This window comes from Roseibium sp. SCP15 (genome assembly GCF_040329435.1).
Classification (GTDB): domain Bacteria; phylum Pseudomonadota; class Alphaproteobacteria; order Rhizobiales; family Stappiaceae; genus Roseibium.
In genome coordinates, this window is the sequence record NZ_JBDZYI010000004.1 from 652234 (window position 1) to 667706 (window position 15473).

General features: G+C 57.1%; 11 protein-coding genes. 6 read left to right on the forward strand and 5 right to left on the reverse strand.

Going from position 1 to position 15473, the window contains the following annotated elements; translation table 11 throughout:
• The first annotated feature begins 86 nt into the window (after positions 1-86).
• From ABLO27_RS22825 to ABLO27_RS22845, 5 genes are all read left to right on the forward strand, one after another.
• Positions 87-1034 (forward strand): ABC transporter permease, encoded by a 948-nt coding sequence (locus ABLO27_RS22825; RefSeq protein WP_353036023.1) that lies wholly within the window; start codon positions 87-89, stop codon positions 1032-1034.
• Positions 1035-1865 (forward strand): ABC transporter permease, encoded by an 831-nt coding sequence (locus tag ABLO27_RS22830; RefSeq protein ID WP_353036025.1) that lies wholly within the window; start codon positions 1035-1037, stop codon positions 1863-1865.
• Entirely contained in the window at positions 1862-3490 is a 1629-nt protein-coding gene (locus ABLO27_RS22835; protein ID WP_353036027.1) for an ABC transporter ATP-binding protein, read from the forward strand. Before ABLO27_RS22830 ends, ABLO27_RS22835 begins: the two co-directional genes overlap by 4 nt.
• Entirely contained in the window at positions 3462-4916 is a 1455-nt protein-coding gene (locus ABLO27_RS22840; RefSeq protein ID WP_353036028.1) for an aldehyde dehydrogenase family protein, read from the forward strand. The genes ABLO27_RS22835 and ABLO27_RS22840 overlap by 29 nt, the downstream gene beginning before the upstream one ends.
• Before the next feature lie 160 nt (positions 4917-5076).
• Positions 5077-5817: an SDR family oxidoreductase gene (locus ABLO27_RS22845; protein WP_353036030.1), complete on the forward strand. Its 741-nt coding sequence runs from the start codon at positions 5077-5079 to the stop codon at positions 5815-5817.
• A gap of 57 nt (positions 5818-5874) precedes the next feature.
• Here the strand turns inward: ABLO27_RS22845 and maiA are convergent, their stop codons facing one another.
• The 5 genes from maiA to ABLO27_RS22870 all read right to left on the reverse strand — a co-directional run bounded on the left by maiA (position 5875) and on the right by ABLO27_RS22870 (position 12368).
• Positions 5875-6525 (reverse strand): maleylacetoacetate isomerase, encoded by a 651-nt coding sequence (gene maiA, locus ABLO27_RS22850; RefSeq protein ID WP_353036032.1) that lies wholly within the window; start codon positions 6523-6525, stop codon positions 5875-5877.
• A 200-nt stretch (positions 6526-6725) separates the two neighbouring features.
• Positions 6726-7490 (reverse strand): transglutaminase-like cysteine peptidase, encoded by a 765-nt coding sequence (locus tag ABLO27_RS22855; RefSeq protein WP_353036034.1) that lies wholly within the window; start codon positions 7488-7490, stop codon positions 6726-6728.
• Between the two features lie 28 nt (positions 7491-7518).
• On the reverse strand, positions 7519-8826 hold the full coding sequence (locus ABLO27_RS22860; RefSeq protein WP_353036036.1) for an HlyD family type I secretion periplasmic adaptor subunit: 1308 nt from the start codon (positions 8824-8826) through the stop codon (positions 7519-7521).
• A complete protein-coding gene (locus ABLO27_RS22865) occupies positions 8810-11053 on the reverse strand; it encodes a type I secretion system permease/ATPase (RefSeq protein WP_353036038.1) in 2244 nt (747 codons plus the stop codon). Before ABLO27_RS22865 ends, ABLO27_RS22860 begins: the two co-directional genes overlap by 17 nt.
• A 10-nt stretch (positions 11054-11063) precedes the next feature.
• A complete protein-coding gene (locus tag ABLO27_RS22870) occupies positions 11064-12368 on the reverse strand; it encodes a TolC family outer membrane protein (protein ID WP_353036040.1) in 1305 nt (434 codons plus the stop codon).
• Between the two features lie 393 nt (positions 12369-12761).
• Between ABLO27_RS22870 and ABLO27_RS22875 the strand changes: the two genes are divergently transcribed.
• A partial coding sequence (locus ABLO27_RS22875) for a VCBS domain-containing protein (RefSeq protein WP_353036042.1) occupies positions 12762-15473 on the forward strand: 2712 nt, incomplete at its 3' end.

A 15473-nucleotide genomic window follows, 5' to 3' on the forward strand; every position in this document is an offset into this window, starting at 1 on the left:
CGCGGTCTCGCGGGTGCCTTTCTTCCGCTTTCCTTTTCTCTCTTCTTCCATCGGGAACTAACAGCCGGTGGGCGTGTGACAGGTTCATGCTGCGGTACTTCTTGAAACGTTTGCTGTCTCTGGCGTTGAGCCTCGTTGCCGCGTCCGTGGTGATCTTTCTGGCTCTGGAAGTCGTGCCGGGAGATCCTGCCGCCTACATGCTTGGCCTCAATGCGCAGGAGGACACGCTCAATGCGCTGCGGGAGCAGTTGGGCCTCAACGGTTCAATTGTGGAGCGATACGTCTCCTGGGCAGGAGGTCTTCTGACCGGCGATTTCGGGATTTCCTATACCTACAGGACACCCGTTTCAGAAATGATAGGTGACCGCCTGTGGGTCTCCCTGCCGTTGGCACTCTATGCCCTGACCCTGAGCTCCCTGATTGCGTTTCCTGCCGGGATCTGGGCGGCATCGAGGCGCGGCACCTATGTTGATGCAGGCGTCATGGGGATAACCCAGCTGGGTGTAGCGATCCCGAACTTCTGGTTCGCAATGCTGATGGTGCTGGTCTTCGCCATCAACCTTCGCTGGTTTTCGGCGGGCGGTTTTGCCGGCTGGGACGCAGGGTTCTTTGCCGGAATGAAGTCGCTTACTCTTCCTGCCATCGCACTGGCCCTGCCTCAGGCCAGCATCCTTACCCGCGTGATGCGGTCCAGTCTTCTCGACACATTGAACGAGGATTTCATTCGCACGGCGCGGGCAAAGGGCCTGAACAAGGGGCAGGCGATGTGGCGCCATGCCTTGCGAAACGCCCTTATTCCCGTCCTGACGATCATGGGGCTTCAATTCTCGTTTCTGCTGGCAGGTGCCATCATCATCGAAAATGTCTTCTACCTTCCGGGCCTTGGGCGCCTGGTGTTTCAGGCAATCAGCGCCCGGGACCTCATCGTGGTCGAAAGCGTGGTGATGTTGCTTGTCTTCGCTGTCATCGTGGTCAATTTTGCGGTCGATCTGGCTTATGCGTGGGTTGATCCGCGTCTGCGGGGGCGGCGATAAATGAGTTTGCTGCTTCACAGTCGAACCCTGCTGCCCGGCGCAATCCTGACCGTCATTTTTTCCGGAGCGGCGATCGTCAGTCTTTTCTGGGTTCCCTACGACACAACCGTTCTGGACATTGCCAACAAAATCAAATCTCCGAGCTGGGCGCATCCGTTCGGTACGGATCAATTCGGGCGCGACATCCTCAGCATGATCATGGTTGGTGCCAGGACTTCGATTGCGGTTGCGCTCGTTGCCGTCGGGATCGGCATGCTGGCGGGAGTGCCGCTCGGACTTGCAGCGGCGGCACGCAAAGGCGGTCTTCTGGATGAAGTCATCATGCGGATGAACGATCTGGTGTTCGCCTTTCCGAGCCTCCTGATCGCGGTGATGATCACCGCTGTTTTTGGTGCATCGGCGCTCAATGCAATCATTGCCATCGGGATCTTCAACATTCCGGTTTTCGCTCGCCTGACGCGCGGGGCGGCACTGTCTCTCTGGAGCAGGGACTACATCATGGCCGCTCGGGTCGCGGGCAAGGGACCTGCGCGTATTTCGCTGGAACACATCCTGCCGAATGTCGCCAACCTGCTCATCGTACAAGGAACGATCCAGTTCTCACTCGGCATTCTGGCCGAAGCGGGTCTGAGCTATGTCGGTCTGGGCGCCCAACCTCCGGTCGCCAGCTGGGGGCGGATGCTGGCAGACAGTCAGACGATGATATCGTTCGCCCCGCATCTGGCGCTCTTTCCCGGCCTTGCCATCCTGTTGACCGTGCTCGGTTTGAACCTGTTGGGGGATGGCCTGCGTGATGTTCTCGATCCAAAGCTGAGGAGGGCGCGCGCGTGAGCCTTCTGAAGATAAATGGACTGAGCCTTTCCATTCATGGTCAGCCCATCCTGAAAGACGTGTCCATGAAGCTGGAGCCTGGCCGGGTTCTGGGTGTCATCGGAGAAAGTGGATCCGGCAAGTCGATAACAGCTTTCAGCGTCATGCAGTTGCTTCCAAACGGTACAGACTGCAAGGGAGAAATCCTGCTTTCCGGCAGGAGCGTCCTGTCCCTGAACGAAGCACAGATGTGCGACATCCGGGGCAAGGACGTTGGCATGGTGTTTCAGGAGCCCATGACCGCGCTCAATCCACTCAAGACGATCGGGGCACAGGTCGCTGAAACCATTTTGATCCATGAGAAGGTTTCAAAGGCCGAAGCCAGGAGACGGGCTGCCGAGGCCCTCAGACGGGCCGAGCTGCCTCAGGACCGGTTCCCCCTGTCACGCTATCCCCATGAGCTTTCGGGGGGACAGCGCCAACGGGTCGTGATCGCAATGGCGATTGCACTTCGCCCAAAGCTTCTGATCGCCGACGAGCCGACAACGGCCCTGGATGTCACCACGCAGGCACAGATCCTGAAGCTGCTGAAGAAGCTTGTCGCCGAGGAGGGTATCGGGTTGATGCTGATCAGCCACGACCTCGCGGTGGTCGCGGATCTGGCCGATGATCTGGTGATCATGCGACAGGGGGAAGTGGTCGAGAGCGGACCGGCCGACACCCTCTTCCGAAACATGCAGCATCCGTATTCGCGAGCTTTGCTCGAGGCATCCGGCCATGTACCCGAAAGAGCCGGTCATTCCAGACCTGACGCATTGCTGCAGGTTCGCGGTGTGGTGCGTGAATATGTCAGTCATTCTTATGGTCTGTGGGGATCAACTTCGCAATTCCGGGCGGTAAACGATGTCAGTTTCCAGATCATGCGCGGTGAAAGTCTGGGCCTTGTCGGAGAATCGGGCTGCGGCAAGTCCACGCTGACCCGTGCCATTCTCGGACTGGAGGAGGTGCAGGGCGGTGAGATCCTGTTCGACGGGCAACCGGTCTTTACCAATCATCATGCCAACAAGGCGGTACGCCGCCGCATGCAGGTCGTCTTTCAGGATCCCTATGGAAGCTTCAATCCGCGCTGGAAGGTAGAGCGTCTGATCACCGAGCCGTATCACCTGTTGGACCATCCTCCGAAGGGGGAGGATCGCGACCGGGCGATTGCCGAAGCACTGAACAGCGTAGGCCTGAAGGACGCTGACCGGTACAAATACATCCACGAGTTCAGCGGTGGGCAACGGCAGCGGATAGCGATCGCACGGGCGCTGATCATCAAGCCTGACCTGATTATTCTGGATGAAGCTGTCTCGGCGCTGGACGTGTCAGTCAGGGCCCAGGTGCTGGACCTCCTGGCGGACCTGAGCGACAGGCTTGGTCTGACCTATCTCTTCATCAGCCATGACCTGAGCGTGGTCCGGTCGATCACCGAACGGGTGCTTGTCATGAAAGCAGGCCAAATCGTTGAACAGGGTCCAACTGAGGACGTCTTCGACAATCCCCAACACGAATATACCAGGCAACTGGTCGCAGCCGCTCCGGTCCTGCCGGGCGATATTGCAGAAGGAAAAGCGCATGACCCACTCTCTGGATCTCTGGTTTGATCCGGCTAAATGCCTGATCAATGGTCGCTGGGTAGCGCCTTCGAGCGGTGAGCAATTGCCGCTACAGGATCCGTCGACCGGAGAGCGCATCGGTTCGATTGCGCGCGGGACCGCAGATGATATTGATGCGGCGGTTGCCGCGGCAGATGCTGCCTGGCGCGGTGAATGGGGCAGGACAACGGCGGTTGAGCGCGGGCGGTTCCTCTTCAGACTGCGCCGGCTGGTCGAAGAGCGTTTGGAAGATCTGGCACACATAGAAGCACGGGATGTCGGCAAGCCATTGAAACAGGCGCGGGCGGATGCGATCGCGCTCGCCCGTTACCTGGAGTTTTATGGTGGAGCGGCCGACAAGCTGCATGGGGAAACCATTCCCTATCTCGATGGCTACACGGTTTATACTCTACGTGAGCCTCACGGTGTAACCGGACATATCGTTCCGTGGAACTATCCTATGCAGATCATCGGCCGGTCGGTCGGAGCTGCTCTGGCGACAGGAAACGCCTGCGTTCTGAAACCCGCGGAAGATGCCTGTTTGACTGCACTCGCCTTTGCAGATCTTGCTCGGGAGGCCGGGCTTCCCGATGGTGTTCTCAACGTCGTTCCAGGATTGGGCTCTGAGGCAGGAGCAGCCTTGTCGGCGCATCCGGGCGTCCACCATGTCAGCTTCACCGGTTCGGTTGCGACCGGAGTACAAGTCCAGATGGCGGCGGCACGCAATGTCGTGCCGGTGACGCTGGAGCTCGGCGGGAAGTCGCCGCAGCTTGTTTTCGATGACGCGGATCTGGATGCTGCCCTGCCGTTCCTCGTGAATGCCGGCATCCAGAACGCCGGACAAACCTGTTCGGCTTCCTCACGCATTCTCGTGCACCGATTCATTCATGATCAGGTGGTTGAAAAGATGTCTGAGCGATATGCCGTGCTGCAAGTCGGTCCGGCCCTGTCTGATCTTGATGTAGGTCCGCTGATCTCGGCCAAGCAGCAGGCCATTGTCTCCAGTTTTCTTGACCGTGGTGCCGATCTGGAAAGAGTGGCCGAAGGTGTCCTGAACGACGCTCCGGAAGGTGGAAATTACGTCAAGCCGACACTCTTCGCCGGCGTCGATCCCAAGCACGTCCTTGCCAGGGACGAGATTTTCGGACCGGTGCAGGTAATTATTCCATTCGATGACGAGGACGAGGCGGTGGCCATTGCCAACGGAACAGATTACGGCCTCGTGGCAAGTGTCTGGAGCCGCGACGGCGCACGTCAGATGCGACTTGCCCGGAAAATCCGCAGCGGTCAGGTTTTCATCAACAATTACGGTGCCGGAGGCGGTGTCGAGCTTCCCTTTGGCGGCATGGGCAAATCGGGCCATGGCCGCGAGAAGGGCTTCGAGGCGCTCTACGGTTTCACAACGCTGAAGACCGTTGCTGCCTATCACGGTTGAAACCAACCCGGCCCGGACGCGACAAAGCGGAGGTCCGGGACGGTGAGCCGCAGAGGCTCGATCTGACTTTATGAGGCTCTCCGATGCCGGCTTTCACTGCGATTGACCGGGATGGCAACGGAAATGCGCCAATCGAGAGCCAAGGCATTTGGAGGACTTTATGAGATTGCAGGGAAAGACGGCCATCGTAACCGGAGGAGCTTCCGGTTTCGGCGCGGGGATCGTTCGCAAGTTTGCTGCTGAAGGTGCGAAGGTGCTCATCGCCGATCTCAATATGGATCTTGCGGAAAATGTCGCCAGTGAAGTGAACGGTATCGCGATCAAGGTGGATGTTGCTGACAATGACAGCGTCAAGTCACTGGCAGAAACAGCTGTATCCTCGCTCGGCTCAGTCGATATCCTGGTGAACAACGCGGGTATTACACATCTGCCGAAACCAATGCAGGAGGTGACGGAAGACGAGTTCGACCGGGTGATGGCGGTCAATTGCAAGTCGGTTTACCTGACCGCCCGTCATCTTGTACCGCTCATGGTGGCAAAGGGAGAAGGTGCCATTTTGAACGTCGCCTCGACAGCGGGTCTCAGTCCGCGGCCGCGGCTCAACTGGTACAACGCTTCAAAGGGATGGATGATCACCGCAACAAAAACGATGGCCGTGGAGTTGGCTCCCGAAGGGGTGCGCGTCAACGCGATTTGTCCGGTTGCCGGCGAAACTCCGCTCTTGAAAAGCTTCATGGGTGAAGACACACCGGAGATCCGTGCGAAATTCCTTTCCACCATTCCTCTCGGCCGCTTTTCGACCCCCGAAGACATGGGGAACGCGGCCTGTTTCCTTTGCTCGGACGAAGCCAGCATGATTACAGGTGTTGCGATGGAAGTGGATGGCGGACGCTGTATCTGACAAGAACCTGCGCTGGAGACCTTCCGGCGCAGATCGCCCGCTTTTCGCTCTTTGCGCCTATTCGGCAGGCGGCGCGCCTACCGCATCAGGATGGGCCGCTCTGAAAGGCTCCAGACCGTCAGTTGTTTTTCTGACGGTTTCGATCCTGGCAAAGCCGGTCGTATCCACGCCCCAGCGGTCAGCATTGTAGAGCTGGGGTATCAGGCAGCAGTCAGCCATTGTCGGTTGGTCACCGAAGCAGAAGGGGCCGTCCGTTTCCTGTAGCAACCCTTCAAAGGCCGTCAGTCCCTTGCTGATGAAGTGGCGCATCCAGTTCACCTTGGTTTCGTCACCGCCGCCGGTCAACTCGGATACGTGCTTTGCAACGCTGAGATTGCAGACCGGATGTATTTCCATGGCAATTGCATAAGCCAGTTGCCGGACCTGATACTGCCCGTCGATCTCCTCAGGCAGAAGCTTCGACCCCTTGGTCGTTGCGTGCAAGTACTCGATGATAGCAAGTGACTGGGTCAGGTGTTTGCCGTCGATGACGAGCGTCGGCAGCAAGCCTTGCGGGTTCATCGACAGGTAATCCTCTGTCTGATTGGCTCGGGTGAGCAGGTTCACAGCGCGGAGCTCGGTTTCAAGGCCCAGAAGATTGAGCGCGATGCGGACCCTGTAGCTAGCAGAAGACCGCCAATAGTCATAAAGCACGGGGTTCCGGTTCATCGAGGTCTCCACTTGAGAATTTGCATCACAGGCCGCTGCAAATTGCTTAAGCGGGTTGTGCTGTCTATGCAACTTGCTTTGCCGGTTAGAGACGGGAATAGCTCCTTCGATATCGTATTTTGATAGAATGAGAGGGGCTGGTTGTTTGCAGGATAGTGACGAAGAGGCCCTATCGGGGCGTACGATTCGGGCTGTTTTAATTACAAGCCGGACGTGTTCTGGTTGACGTGTTCATCGGCAACAAAATACCCGTCGTCGGTGACAACCGCGGCCACGCGATCCTGCCCGAGACGCCTTGCATCAATCGGGTAGCGGAACCGATTGTCGAGAATGACTGGTCGATCACCCAGGATTTGCAACACCATGTGACCTTCTCCCCGTGCCGTTTTCAGGATGAGAAGCCTGGATGCTGTCGGTTCTGATCCGGCGGCTTCCAGAACGGCCCGTTTCAGCAAGACATGATCTTCGCAATCTCCGGCTTTTCGAAGCAGGGTGGACAGGGGAGTTGCCCAATGATCGTCTCTGGCCGCATCCCGGACATACCGGATGCCTCGGGAAATCAGTTGTTGGACGCGAGCAGGACGCGCTTGTGAAGGAGATTCCCTGACCAGTGAAACGACCTTGTGCCAGATATTTGCCCGAATGTCGCGACAGGCTCCTCTCTGACAGGAGTTCAGCCAGTTTTTCTCCGCCTCCAGACGGGCTCTGGTCATGGCCCATCGCCGCGCGAGGACTGTGTCGGATCGAGCTGTCAGTTCCAACGGATTTGTGTCAGGGCTGACAAGGATAGGAACCACTTCCGGGTAGGGCGAGGGGAAGGAAATCTGTTTCGCATTGTCTGGATTGATGGAGCGAACTTGCTCGGATGCGTGAAGAGAAGACGGCAGCACTGCACCAAAAATCAGAGCGGCAAGCCCGAGGATCGTTAGTTTCTTGAGACAAGCACCGAGAATTTGCATCGACATCCGCCATTTTCAGGCGCGTCGATACTTTCTACTTTTCGCGTAAAGCTTCTGATCGCGCCTTGACAATTGGCTTCAACAGATAATCGAGGACCGTTTTATTTCCGGTTAATATCGAGGCGTTTACGACCATTCCCGGCATTATTGGCAGCGGACTTGCTTCTGTGCCGAGGAAATTCCTGTCAGTTCTGACGATCACTCTATAGAAGGTGTCTCCCTCATCGTTGGTGATCGTGTCCGCGCCGATACGTTCAACGACACCGGTCAGGTCGCCATAGACGGTGTAGTCATAGGCGGTCACCCTCACGCGGGCGAATTGACCGGGAAAAAGAAAGGCAACGTCCTGTGGCCTGATCTGCGCTTCGATCAGGAGCGTGTCGTCCAGAGGAACAATTTCCGAAATGCTCTCTCCCGGGGAGACCACGGCACCGATTGTTGCGATGGAAAAGTCGTTGATTATGCCGCGGACCGGGGCCCTGAGAACCGTGCGGCGCACCTTGTCCTTTGCTGACTTGATCGTCTCTTCCAGGATTGTCAGTTCATTCAGCGTCAGGATGAGCTCCTCATGTGCCTTTGCACGAAATCCGAGGATGGCGCTTTCCAGGCGCGCGGATGCTTCGGTTATGGCGGCGGTGGCACGCGGAATAGACGCCTTGAGCACCTCAACCTCAAGGATGCCGCCCTGAGCCTCGCGCTCCAGTCGCAGCAGATCCATCTTGGGAAAGGCTCCGGATTCGGCAAGCTCTCGTGCGCGGCGCAGCTCTTCATCAAGCAACTTCGCGGATTGTTGGGTGCTCTTCAGGCGTGTTTCCAGCTCAACTTTCTCCAGCCCACGCTGGGATAGTTGTTGTTCAATGACCGACAGTTCCTGGGAAAGTGCGGTTTTCCTTGCTTCGAACAAGGCGAGTTCCCGTTCGGCCACCGGCTGGTCGATTTCGCCCGGCTCAAGTGTCAGAGGTTGCCCGCGTGCTTCGGCTTCCAGCCGCTTGGCCTTGATCAGCAGCGCCGCCTGCTGTTGGGCCAGTTCTCCAAGATCCGAGGCAAAGCCGGTGTCGTCTATGCGAACAAGCGGCTGGTTGGCGTCAACAACGTCGCCTTCCTGAACGAAGATCTCCGCAATCAGGCCGCCTTCAAGAGATTCCACGATCTGAATCTGGCTGGAGGGAATGACACGGCCATCACCCGTTGTCACCTCCTCGATTTCGGCAAAATAGGCCCAGACAGCGATTGCTGTGAGGAGAAGGAGAAGGGCAAACAGAAGGCCCCAGACGCCGGAATTCCGCCGCTTTTCCAGCGCGGCGCGGACATCATTTGCAAAATCCTCATCCACCCTTGCCATCGCGGCCTCCGGGAACGGGTGAGTGTTTGTGAGGAGAAGATTGAGCTCCGGCCTTCAGCCGGGAAACAACTTCGTCCTTCGGGCCGTCCATCAGCAATTTGCCCTTCTCCAGCAACAGGATGCGATCGACGAGATCCAGCGGGCCGTCCCTATGTGTCGCAATGAAAAGAGTAATGCCTGTGGTTGCGATCTGCTTCAGCCGGTCGCAGAGTTGGCGTTCCGACATGATGTCGAGATATGCGGTCGGTTCGTCCAGACAAACGATTTTCGGGGTGCGGATCAGGCAACGGGCAAGCGCAACCGCCTGGCGTTGTCCGCCGGAGAGACTGCGTCCACGTTCTTCAATGTGCATGTCCAGCCCGTCCGGATGGCGTGAAGAGAAGAAGTCGACACCAGCCAGGTGCACCACTCTTTCGAGTTCTTCAGCGGTTGCAAAAGGTGCGCCGACAAGAATGTTGTCGCGCAATGTGCCGTTAAACAGCTCGGCATCCTGCAGACACAGTCCGACGGTAGTGCGCAGGTCAGCTGGCGAAAACTGCCGCGTGTCGATCCCACCAAGCAGGTAAGTGCCGGACTGAGGCTCGTAGAGGCCGGAAAGAACCCGGACGAGGGAACTTTTTCCGGAACCGACACGACCGATAATGCCGACCCTTTCACCGTTTCGAACTGAGAAGCTGACGTTCTCAAGGGCAGGGATGGTATTGCCCGGATAAGTGAGGGTCACGTCCTGGAAAGTGATGCCGCCATCTTCCGGTGATGCAATGCTGCGTGCGACAACACCTCTTTCCGCCTCGGTTCCCATGAGCGCGTTCAGGCCGCGCAGGGCACTCCTGGCATGCAGAAGGCGCGAGAGTGTCTGGCTGATGTTGTTCAAGGGAGCCAGCACTCTGCCTGCCAGGATATTGGCAGCAATCAGCGCGCCAACGGAGATCTGTCCTTCCAGGACCAGAAAGACACCCCAAACGACGATGACGATGGAGACAAGCTGGAACACGACGCCCGTGAAGGATGCCGCCGTGTTGGCCCAGTATCGGGCCCGGGTCGTTGAGCGGCTGGCGGCAGCGACCGAACGGTCCCAGGCTTTGCGGAACCAGCTTTCACTGCCGCTGACCTTGATCGTTTCCAGGGAAGAAATGGTTTCGACCAGAACCGCCTGTCGGCGCGCGGCATCAGTCTGGCTCTCGGAGAGGGCTCGGGACAAGGGAAACTGCACCATTGCGGTGATGGCAATAACGATGGGGACCGCGATTGCGGGAACCCAGGCCAGCGGGCCGACGAGGAACCACATGACCCAGACGAAAATACCGATGAAAAGCAGATCTGTGGCTGCGATGACGGTGGAGGATGTCAGAGCGTCGCGAATGGAATCGAGATCGCGAACCTGATTTGCGACCGCACCGGTCGATGCCGGTCTGCCTGCAAGCTTGATACGAAGAAAATGGTCGAACAGGCGCCCGGCAACCGCCATGTCTACCCGCCGCCCGGTCTCGTCAACAATGCGCATGCGCAGCAACTTGAGCACGAAATCGAAGAGAAAGGCGATCAGGACACCGATCGTCAGAACCCAAAGTGTCGGAATGGCAAGGTTCGGAATGACACGATCATAGACATTCATGATGAAGAGTGGGCTTGCCAGTCCCAACATGTTTCCTATGAACGCCGCCGTAATGACCTGCAGATAGTTGGGCCAGAATCGCCGCACAGCCGACCAGAACCAGTCCCTGGGTGTTTCGGGAGAGCTCTGCTCCGGCTGTTCTTTCGCCTCCAGGTTGACAAAAACGACCACCGGCAATTTGGGCCCGGTAAAGTCGTCGAGCTTCACTGTCTTGAGTTCACCTGGAATATCTGCTGCGAAGATTTTTGCCGTTCCTTCGCGGCGATTGATCTTTTCAACGACGACGGCCTGTTCACCCTCCAGCATGACAATGACCGGCAGCGTCACAACAGGAACTTTCGATAGGTCACGCTGTTCAATGCGAACGACAAGCCCGAGGCGTCCTGCGGCTTCTTCCAGACTCTTGAGCGAAAGGCCCGTCATGGTCAGAGGCAGTCCACGAACAAGCTCAGCCTTGTTTGCCATCCGGCCATGATGACGGGAGATACGTATCAGCGCTTCCAGAAGTCCGTTTTGGGTGTTTCCGCCAGCAGGAAACGGATTTTCGACGCTTTCGTTGTTGTCTGGACCGGAAGCATGTTCATCCATCTGGATTGTCGCATTCCCGTCCATACCGGCACCTTCACCACTTGCGCAGCGGTTCTATGAGACCCTGTGACCCGACAAACCACGGAATTTCTGTTGTTCCGGTTTGACTTTCGGGGGGCGCCGACACGCCAAAGGAGGCCAACAGGTCACCGGTCGAGGCGAGCAGTCGGTAGCGGGAAAAGACAGCGATGGTCTCTGAGCTGATGAGCTGGACCCGAGATGTGAATGCTGAGTTTTGCGCAATCAGCAGGTCAAGAAGGTCACGAAGACCCGCTTCGTATTCCTTTTCGTAGCTGACAATCACCGCATCCGCCGCGACCGTCTGTTCCTTCAAGGCCTTGAGGCGAATGTCATTGCTTGTGATATCGCTCCAGGACCTGCGCACGCTTTCGTCAACGGTACGGCGCAGCTGGTCGAGCTCCATCTTGCTTTCGGTGACTTTTTCACCAAGTTGCCGACGGCGATTGGAGTCGATTGTCCCGTTGAAAAGGTTCCATGACATGGTCATGCGTACGGCAAATTCATTGTTCCGGCCGGGCGTTCCATCCAGATCCTCGCCGACGGAGGCGACTCCCTCCAGGCCAACGCTCGGCATGAACAGCGATTGCGTCTTGTCATAGTCAGCTGTTGCAGCGTCGACATCAGCTGTCCCGGCCTTCAGGGAAGGGTGGTTTTTCCGCGCCATTGCAATGGCGGTTGCCTCGGATTTGGGAACGTTTCTCGGCGAGCCGGGCGCTTTGAGGGCAGGTGGTGCAACACCTATGACATTTTCAAACCGGGCCTTTGCCGCTCCGAGTTCGCGCAGCACATCGGCACGCACCGCATGAACCGCGGCAACCCGCTCTTCCGCCTGGCGCAACTCGCTTTCGGTTGCCGAACCGCCTTGCACCTTCGTTCGAACGACCTTCAAGAGCCGTACATGTTCCTGAATGTTTACATCTGCGGCCCTGAGGATGCGGTGATGACGCACCACATCCAGGAATGTTTCCGTTGCATCAAGGCCGATCAGCTCGGCTCGCTCCATGACGCGCGCTGCAGATCCATCAATACGTGCTGACTGGCGGTAGATTTCGTTTGCGCGGGCAAAACCGTCAAAAAAGACCTGCCGGGCGATAAGCGTCGCGTCGCGGGCATTCCGCCACTCACGGTTGTTGGTCACGGTAAGGGAGTTGGGGCGGTCGACATACTGGGCGCCATATGAGGCCTCCAGATCGAGTTTGGGCAGATAAGCTCCGCGAGCCTGTTCGAACTCGTAATCCACCGAACGGCGGTTGGCTGCTGCTGCCAGAACTTGAGGGTTGGTGTTGACGGCACGCGACACGGCCTCCTGCAGCGACATTGTCTGCGCCTGTGTTGTGGTGGTGCCGGAATAGAGGAGCAGAACCAGACAAGCGGGGCGAAAAAAACAACCCGGCCTCGACCAATACGCGAAGCTATGCCGAAATCCCGAAAAGCTCTTAGCAACAACCAACTTGCGTAACATCGTACCCTGCCCAAAAACCTGTAGGTCATTTTATCGGCAATAATCTTTACAAATTGCTTTTTAGTGACCTAGCGTCAGTTTTGTTAAAATTTCCAATGGGATGGTGTTTTGTTTGGTTCGCGTAATAATCTTATCTCAACTTATTTGTAAGCGGCAAAGACTTTTTATTAAAAAAGTGCTAACATTTCTCGAAATCCTTTAAGATCCGTAATTTTTGCAATGATGCAACTGTCGTAAAGAGTATGCGTCGTGTCTAATATTCCAAATTCCGGAATAGTTACGTTCGATACTTCCGAGATTGTGGTAATTGACGCTGCAGTCGGGCTTCCACCTATCGACAACTCATCTCTTTTGTTCCAGGGAAATTACGCCAGATCAGGTGCCGATCTGGTTATCAGTCATGATGATTTCGGGTCACTCAGGATCCAGAATTTCTTTGCACAACCTGATCCGCCAAATCTGTTCTCGATCGATGGCGGTCTGGTTGATGGCAGGACGGCAACACAACTAGCAGGACCCCAGGCCGCAGGACAATACGCGCAAGTCGGCACCGGATTGGTTGCCACGCCCATCGGCACGGTCCAGACCTCTGTTGGAACTGCAACAGCTCAAAGAACCGACGGGACCTCTGTCACGCTTTCTGTTGGCGACCCTGTGTTCCAGGGGGACGTGGTTCAAACGGCTGCAGGGTCTTCTCTGGTTATCGTGTTTGTCGATGAAACGTTGTTCTCGCTATCCGCTGACGCCCGGATGGTTCTGGATGAGTTGATCTATTCACCCAATGGGCCGGACAACTCCATGGTGATGAACCTGGTGCAAGGAAGTTTTGTCTTTGTTACCGGTCAGGTTGCGCCCACAGGCAACATGCGTGTTGAAACACCCACTGCGACGATGGGCATTCGCGGTACGACGCCAATTGTCCAGATCAATGCGTTGGACGGATCGACCAGGTTCTCGCTTTCCCTGGACCCGGACGGCCAACAAGGGCTTTACCAGTTGTTTGACCGCATTACGGGTCAGCTTCTTGGAACAGTCGACACCACGGATGCAACGTTTCTTGTCGCCTCGGTCGGCGCCACGCCGATCGTGACGCCCAAGACGCAGACCGACCTGGACGCAGAGCAGGGCGAACTGCAACAGGCCTTCGACGCTTACAGGGCTGCGGGCCTCGGTCAATCGCCGGGCAATGACGGCAATGATGGCAATGGTGACCCAGGGCAAACCGATGCCGGACCGCCAGAGGGGATCGAGAATCCGGAACTCGCTCCTCTCGAGCCGGAGGGGGAGAACAACAACGGGCTGGACAGTCAGGACGAAAGCGGTCTGGAGCTTCTTGATCCAAGCGATCCGGGCAGTTCCGGGTCTACCCAATATGCAGGACGTTCTTCCACGCAAACGCAACTTGTCGAAGACGAAGAGCAGCCAGTGGATGACAATCTGTCAGTGCTCTTCCCAGCGAACATTGTCACCTTTGAAGACGAAGCGATCAGTCTGACCGGGTTCACCGTCGAAATTCCTGGCGACGGCGACGGTACTGTCACGATTGTTGCTCGCTCCACCGTGACGCTTGCCCAGGTAGATGGTCTCACATTCACCAACGGCGATGGTTTCGACGACGAGGAGATGACCTTTTCCGGTAGCGAGGAAGACATCAATGCCGCCTTGTCCGGGATGCAGTACACGCCGTCGCCCGACAGTGTTGACGGTGGGCTGAACATTACGGTCGATGACGGAAGTTCCACCGTCGAAGCGGATGTACCGATCACCATTGAGCCCGTTGAGGACCCGCCGGTGGTTTTCGATATTTCGCTGGAGGTGAACGAAGATGGTAGTGTGACGGCGCCTTTTATCGGATCGGATCCGGATGAAGGCGACACGATCACTCTTTACTCGCTGACTGATCCTGAACTGGGGACGCTCACGGTTCACGACGACGGCACATTCACCTTTGATACAGCGGGCGATTTCGAGACGCTTTCGGCAAACAGCACGCAGCAGGTTACCTTCGAGTACACCGCGGTCGACAGCACAGGGCGGGTTTCGACCAGTTCCGGACTTGTGACAATCACTGTCACCGGCGTGAACGACGACCCGGAAGTGGAAGCCGAAGGACCGGCCGGCTTTGCCGAAGCTGTCAACGCTTCGGCGCAGCGCCTGTTGGACAGCGGGATCATTGACGCCAGCGATGTCGATCAGGGTGACAGTGTTTCCGTGACCTTCGCATCCAATGGCGCACCTGTCTGGAGCGGTGGAAACCTTGATGACATTTCCCCCGACCTTGCAGCGATACTTCTTGCAGGCTTTGCCGTAGTCGAAGGAGAAGGCGGGTTCCTCTGGAACTATGATGCAATCGCCGATCTCGACTTTCTGTCGGCGGATGAGACGATAACATTCTCTTACACGATAACGGCTGCAGACGAGTTCGGAGGCACTGATACCGACCAGGTGAACTTTGTCATCACCGGTGCGGAGGATGCCCCGGTCATTTCAGGTGAACTTGCAGGCGATGTGGCGGAAGACGGCGTTTTGAATGCGTCCGGCACCTTGACGGCGACAGATGCCGACTTGGTCGATACACCGACATTCACACCGCAAGCTGGTGTCGCTGGAGTGTATGGCACCTTTAATCTCGCCACATCTGGCGATTGGACCTACGTGCTGAACAATGCCGCGGCTCAGTCACTTTCGGGCGGTGAGGTCTACGAGGAAACCTTCATTGTCGAAGCGACCACTGAAGATGGAGAAAGCGTTACGCAAACCGTGATCGTTGCCGTCACCGGGCAAGAAGATGTTCCTGTGATCAGTGGTTCTGCGACCGGTTCAACAGAAGAGGATGGCACAGCAAGCGCTACGGGCAATCTGTCGGTCTCTGACGCCGATGCTGTCGACAACCCGAGCTTCACACCTCAAGAAAGTACCGTCGGAACCTACGGCACATTCGAAGTGAACGCGGCAGGCTTG

Coding starts and splice junctions, on each gene's coding strand:
- ABLO27_RS22860 (WP_353036036.1), bottom strand. CDS start 8,826: ATGGCAAGGGTGGATGAGGATTTTGCAAATGATGTCCGCGCCGCGCTG.
- ABLO27_RS22825 (WP_353036023.1), top strand. CDS start 87: ATGCTGCGGTACTTCTTGAAACGTTTGCTGTCTCTGGCGTTGAGCCTC.
- maiA (WP_353036032.1), bottom strand. CDS start 6,525: ATGAACCGGAACCCCGTGCTTTATGACTATTGGCGGTCTTCTGCTAGC.
- ABLO27_RS22840 (WP_353036028.1), top strand. CDS start 3,462: ATGACCCACTCTCTGGATCTCTGGTTTGATCCGGCTAAATGCCTGATC.
- ABLO27_RS22855 (WP_353036034.1), bottom strand. CDS start 7,490: ATGTCGATGCAAATTCTCGGTGCTTGTCTCAAGAAACTAACGATCCTC.
- ABLO27_RS22845 (WP_353036030.1), top strand. CDS start 5,077: ATGAGATTGCAGGGAAAGACGGCCATCGTAACCGGAGGAGCTTCCGGT.
- ABLO27_RS22830 (WP_353036025.1), top strand. CDS start 1,035: ATGAGTTTGCTGCTTCACAGTCGAACCCTGCTGCCCGGCGCAATCCTG.
- ABLO27_RS22865 (WP_353036038.1), bottom strand. CDS start 11,053: ATGGACGGGAATGCGACAATCCAGATGGATGAACATGCTTCCGGTCCA.
- ABLO27_RS22870 (WP_353036040.1), bottom strand. CDS start 12,368: ATGTCGCTGCAGGAGGCCGTGTCGCGTGCCGTCAACACCAACCCTCAA.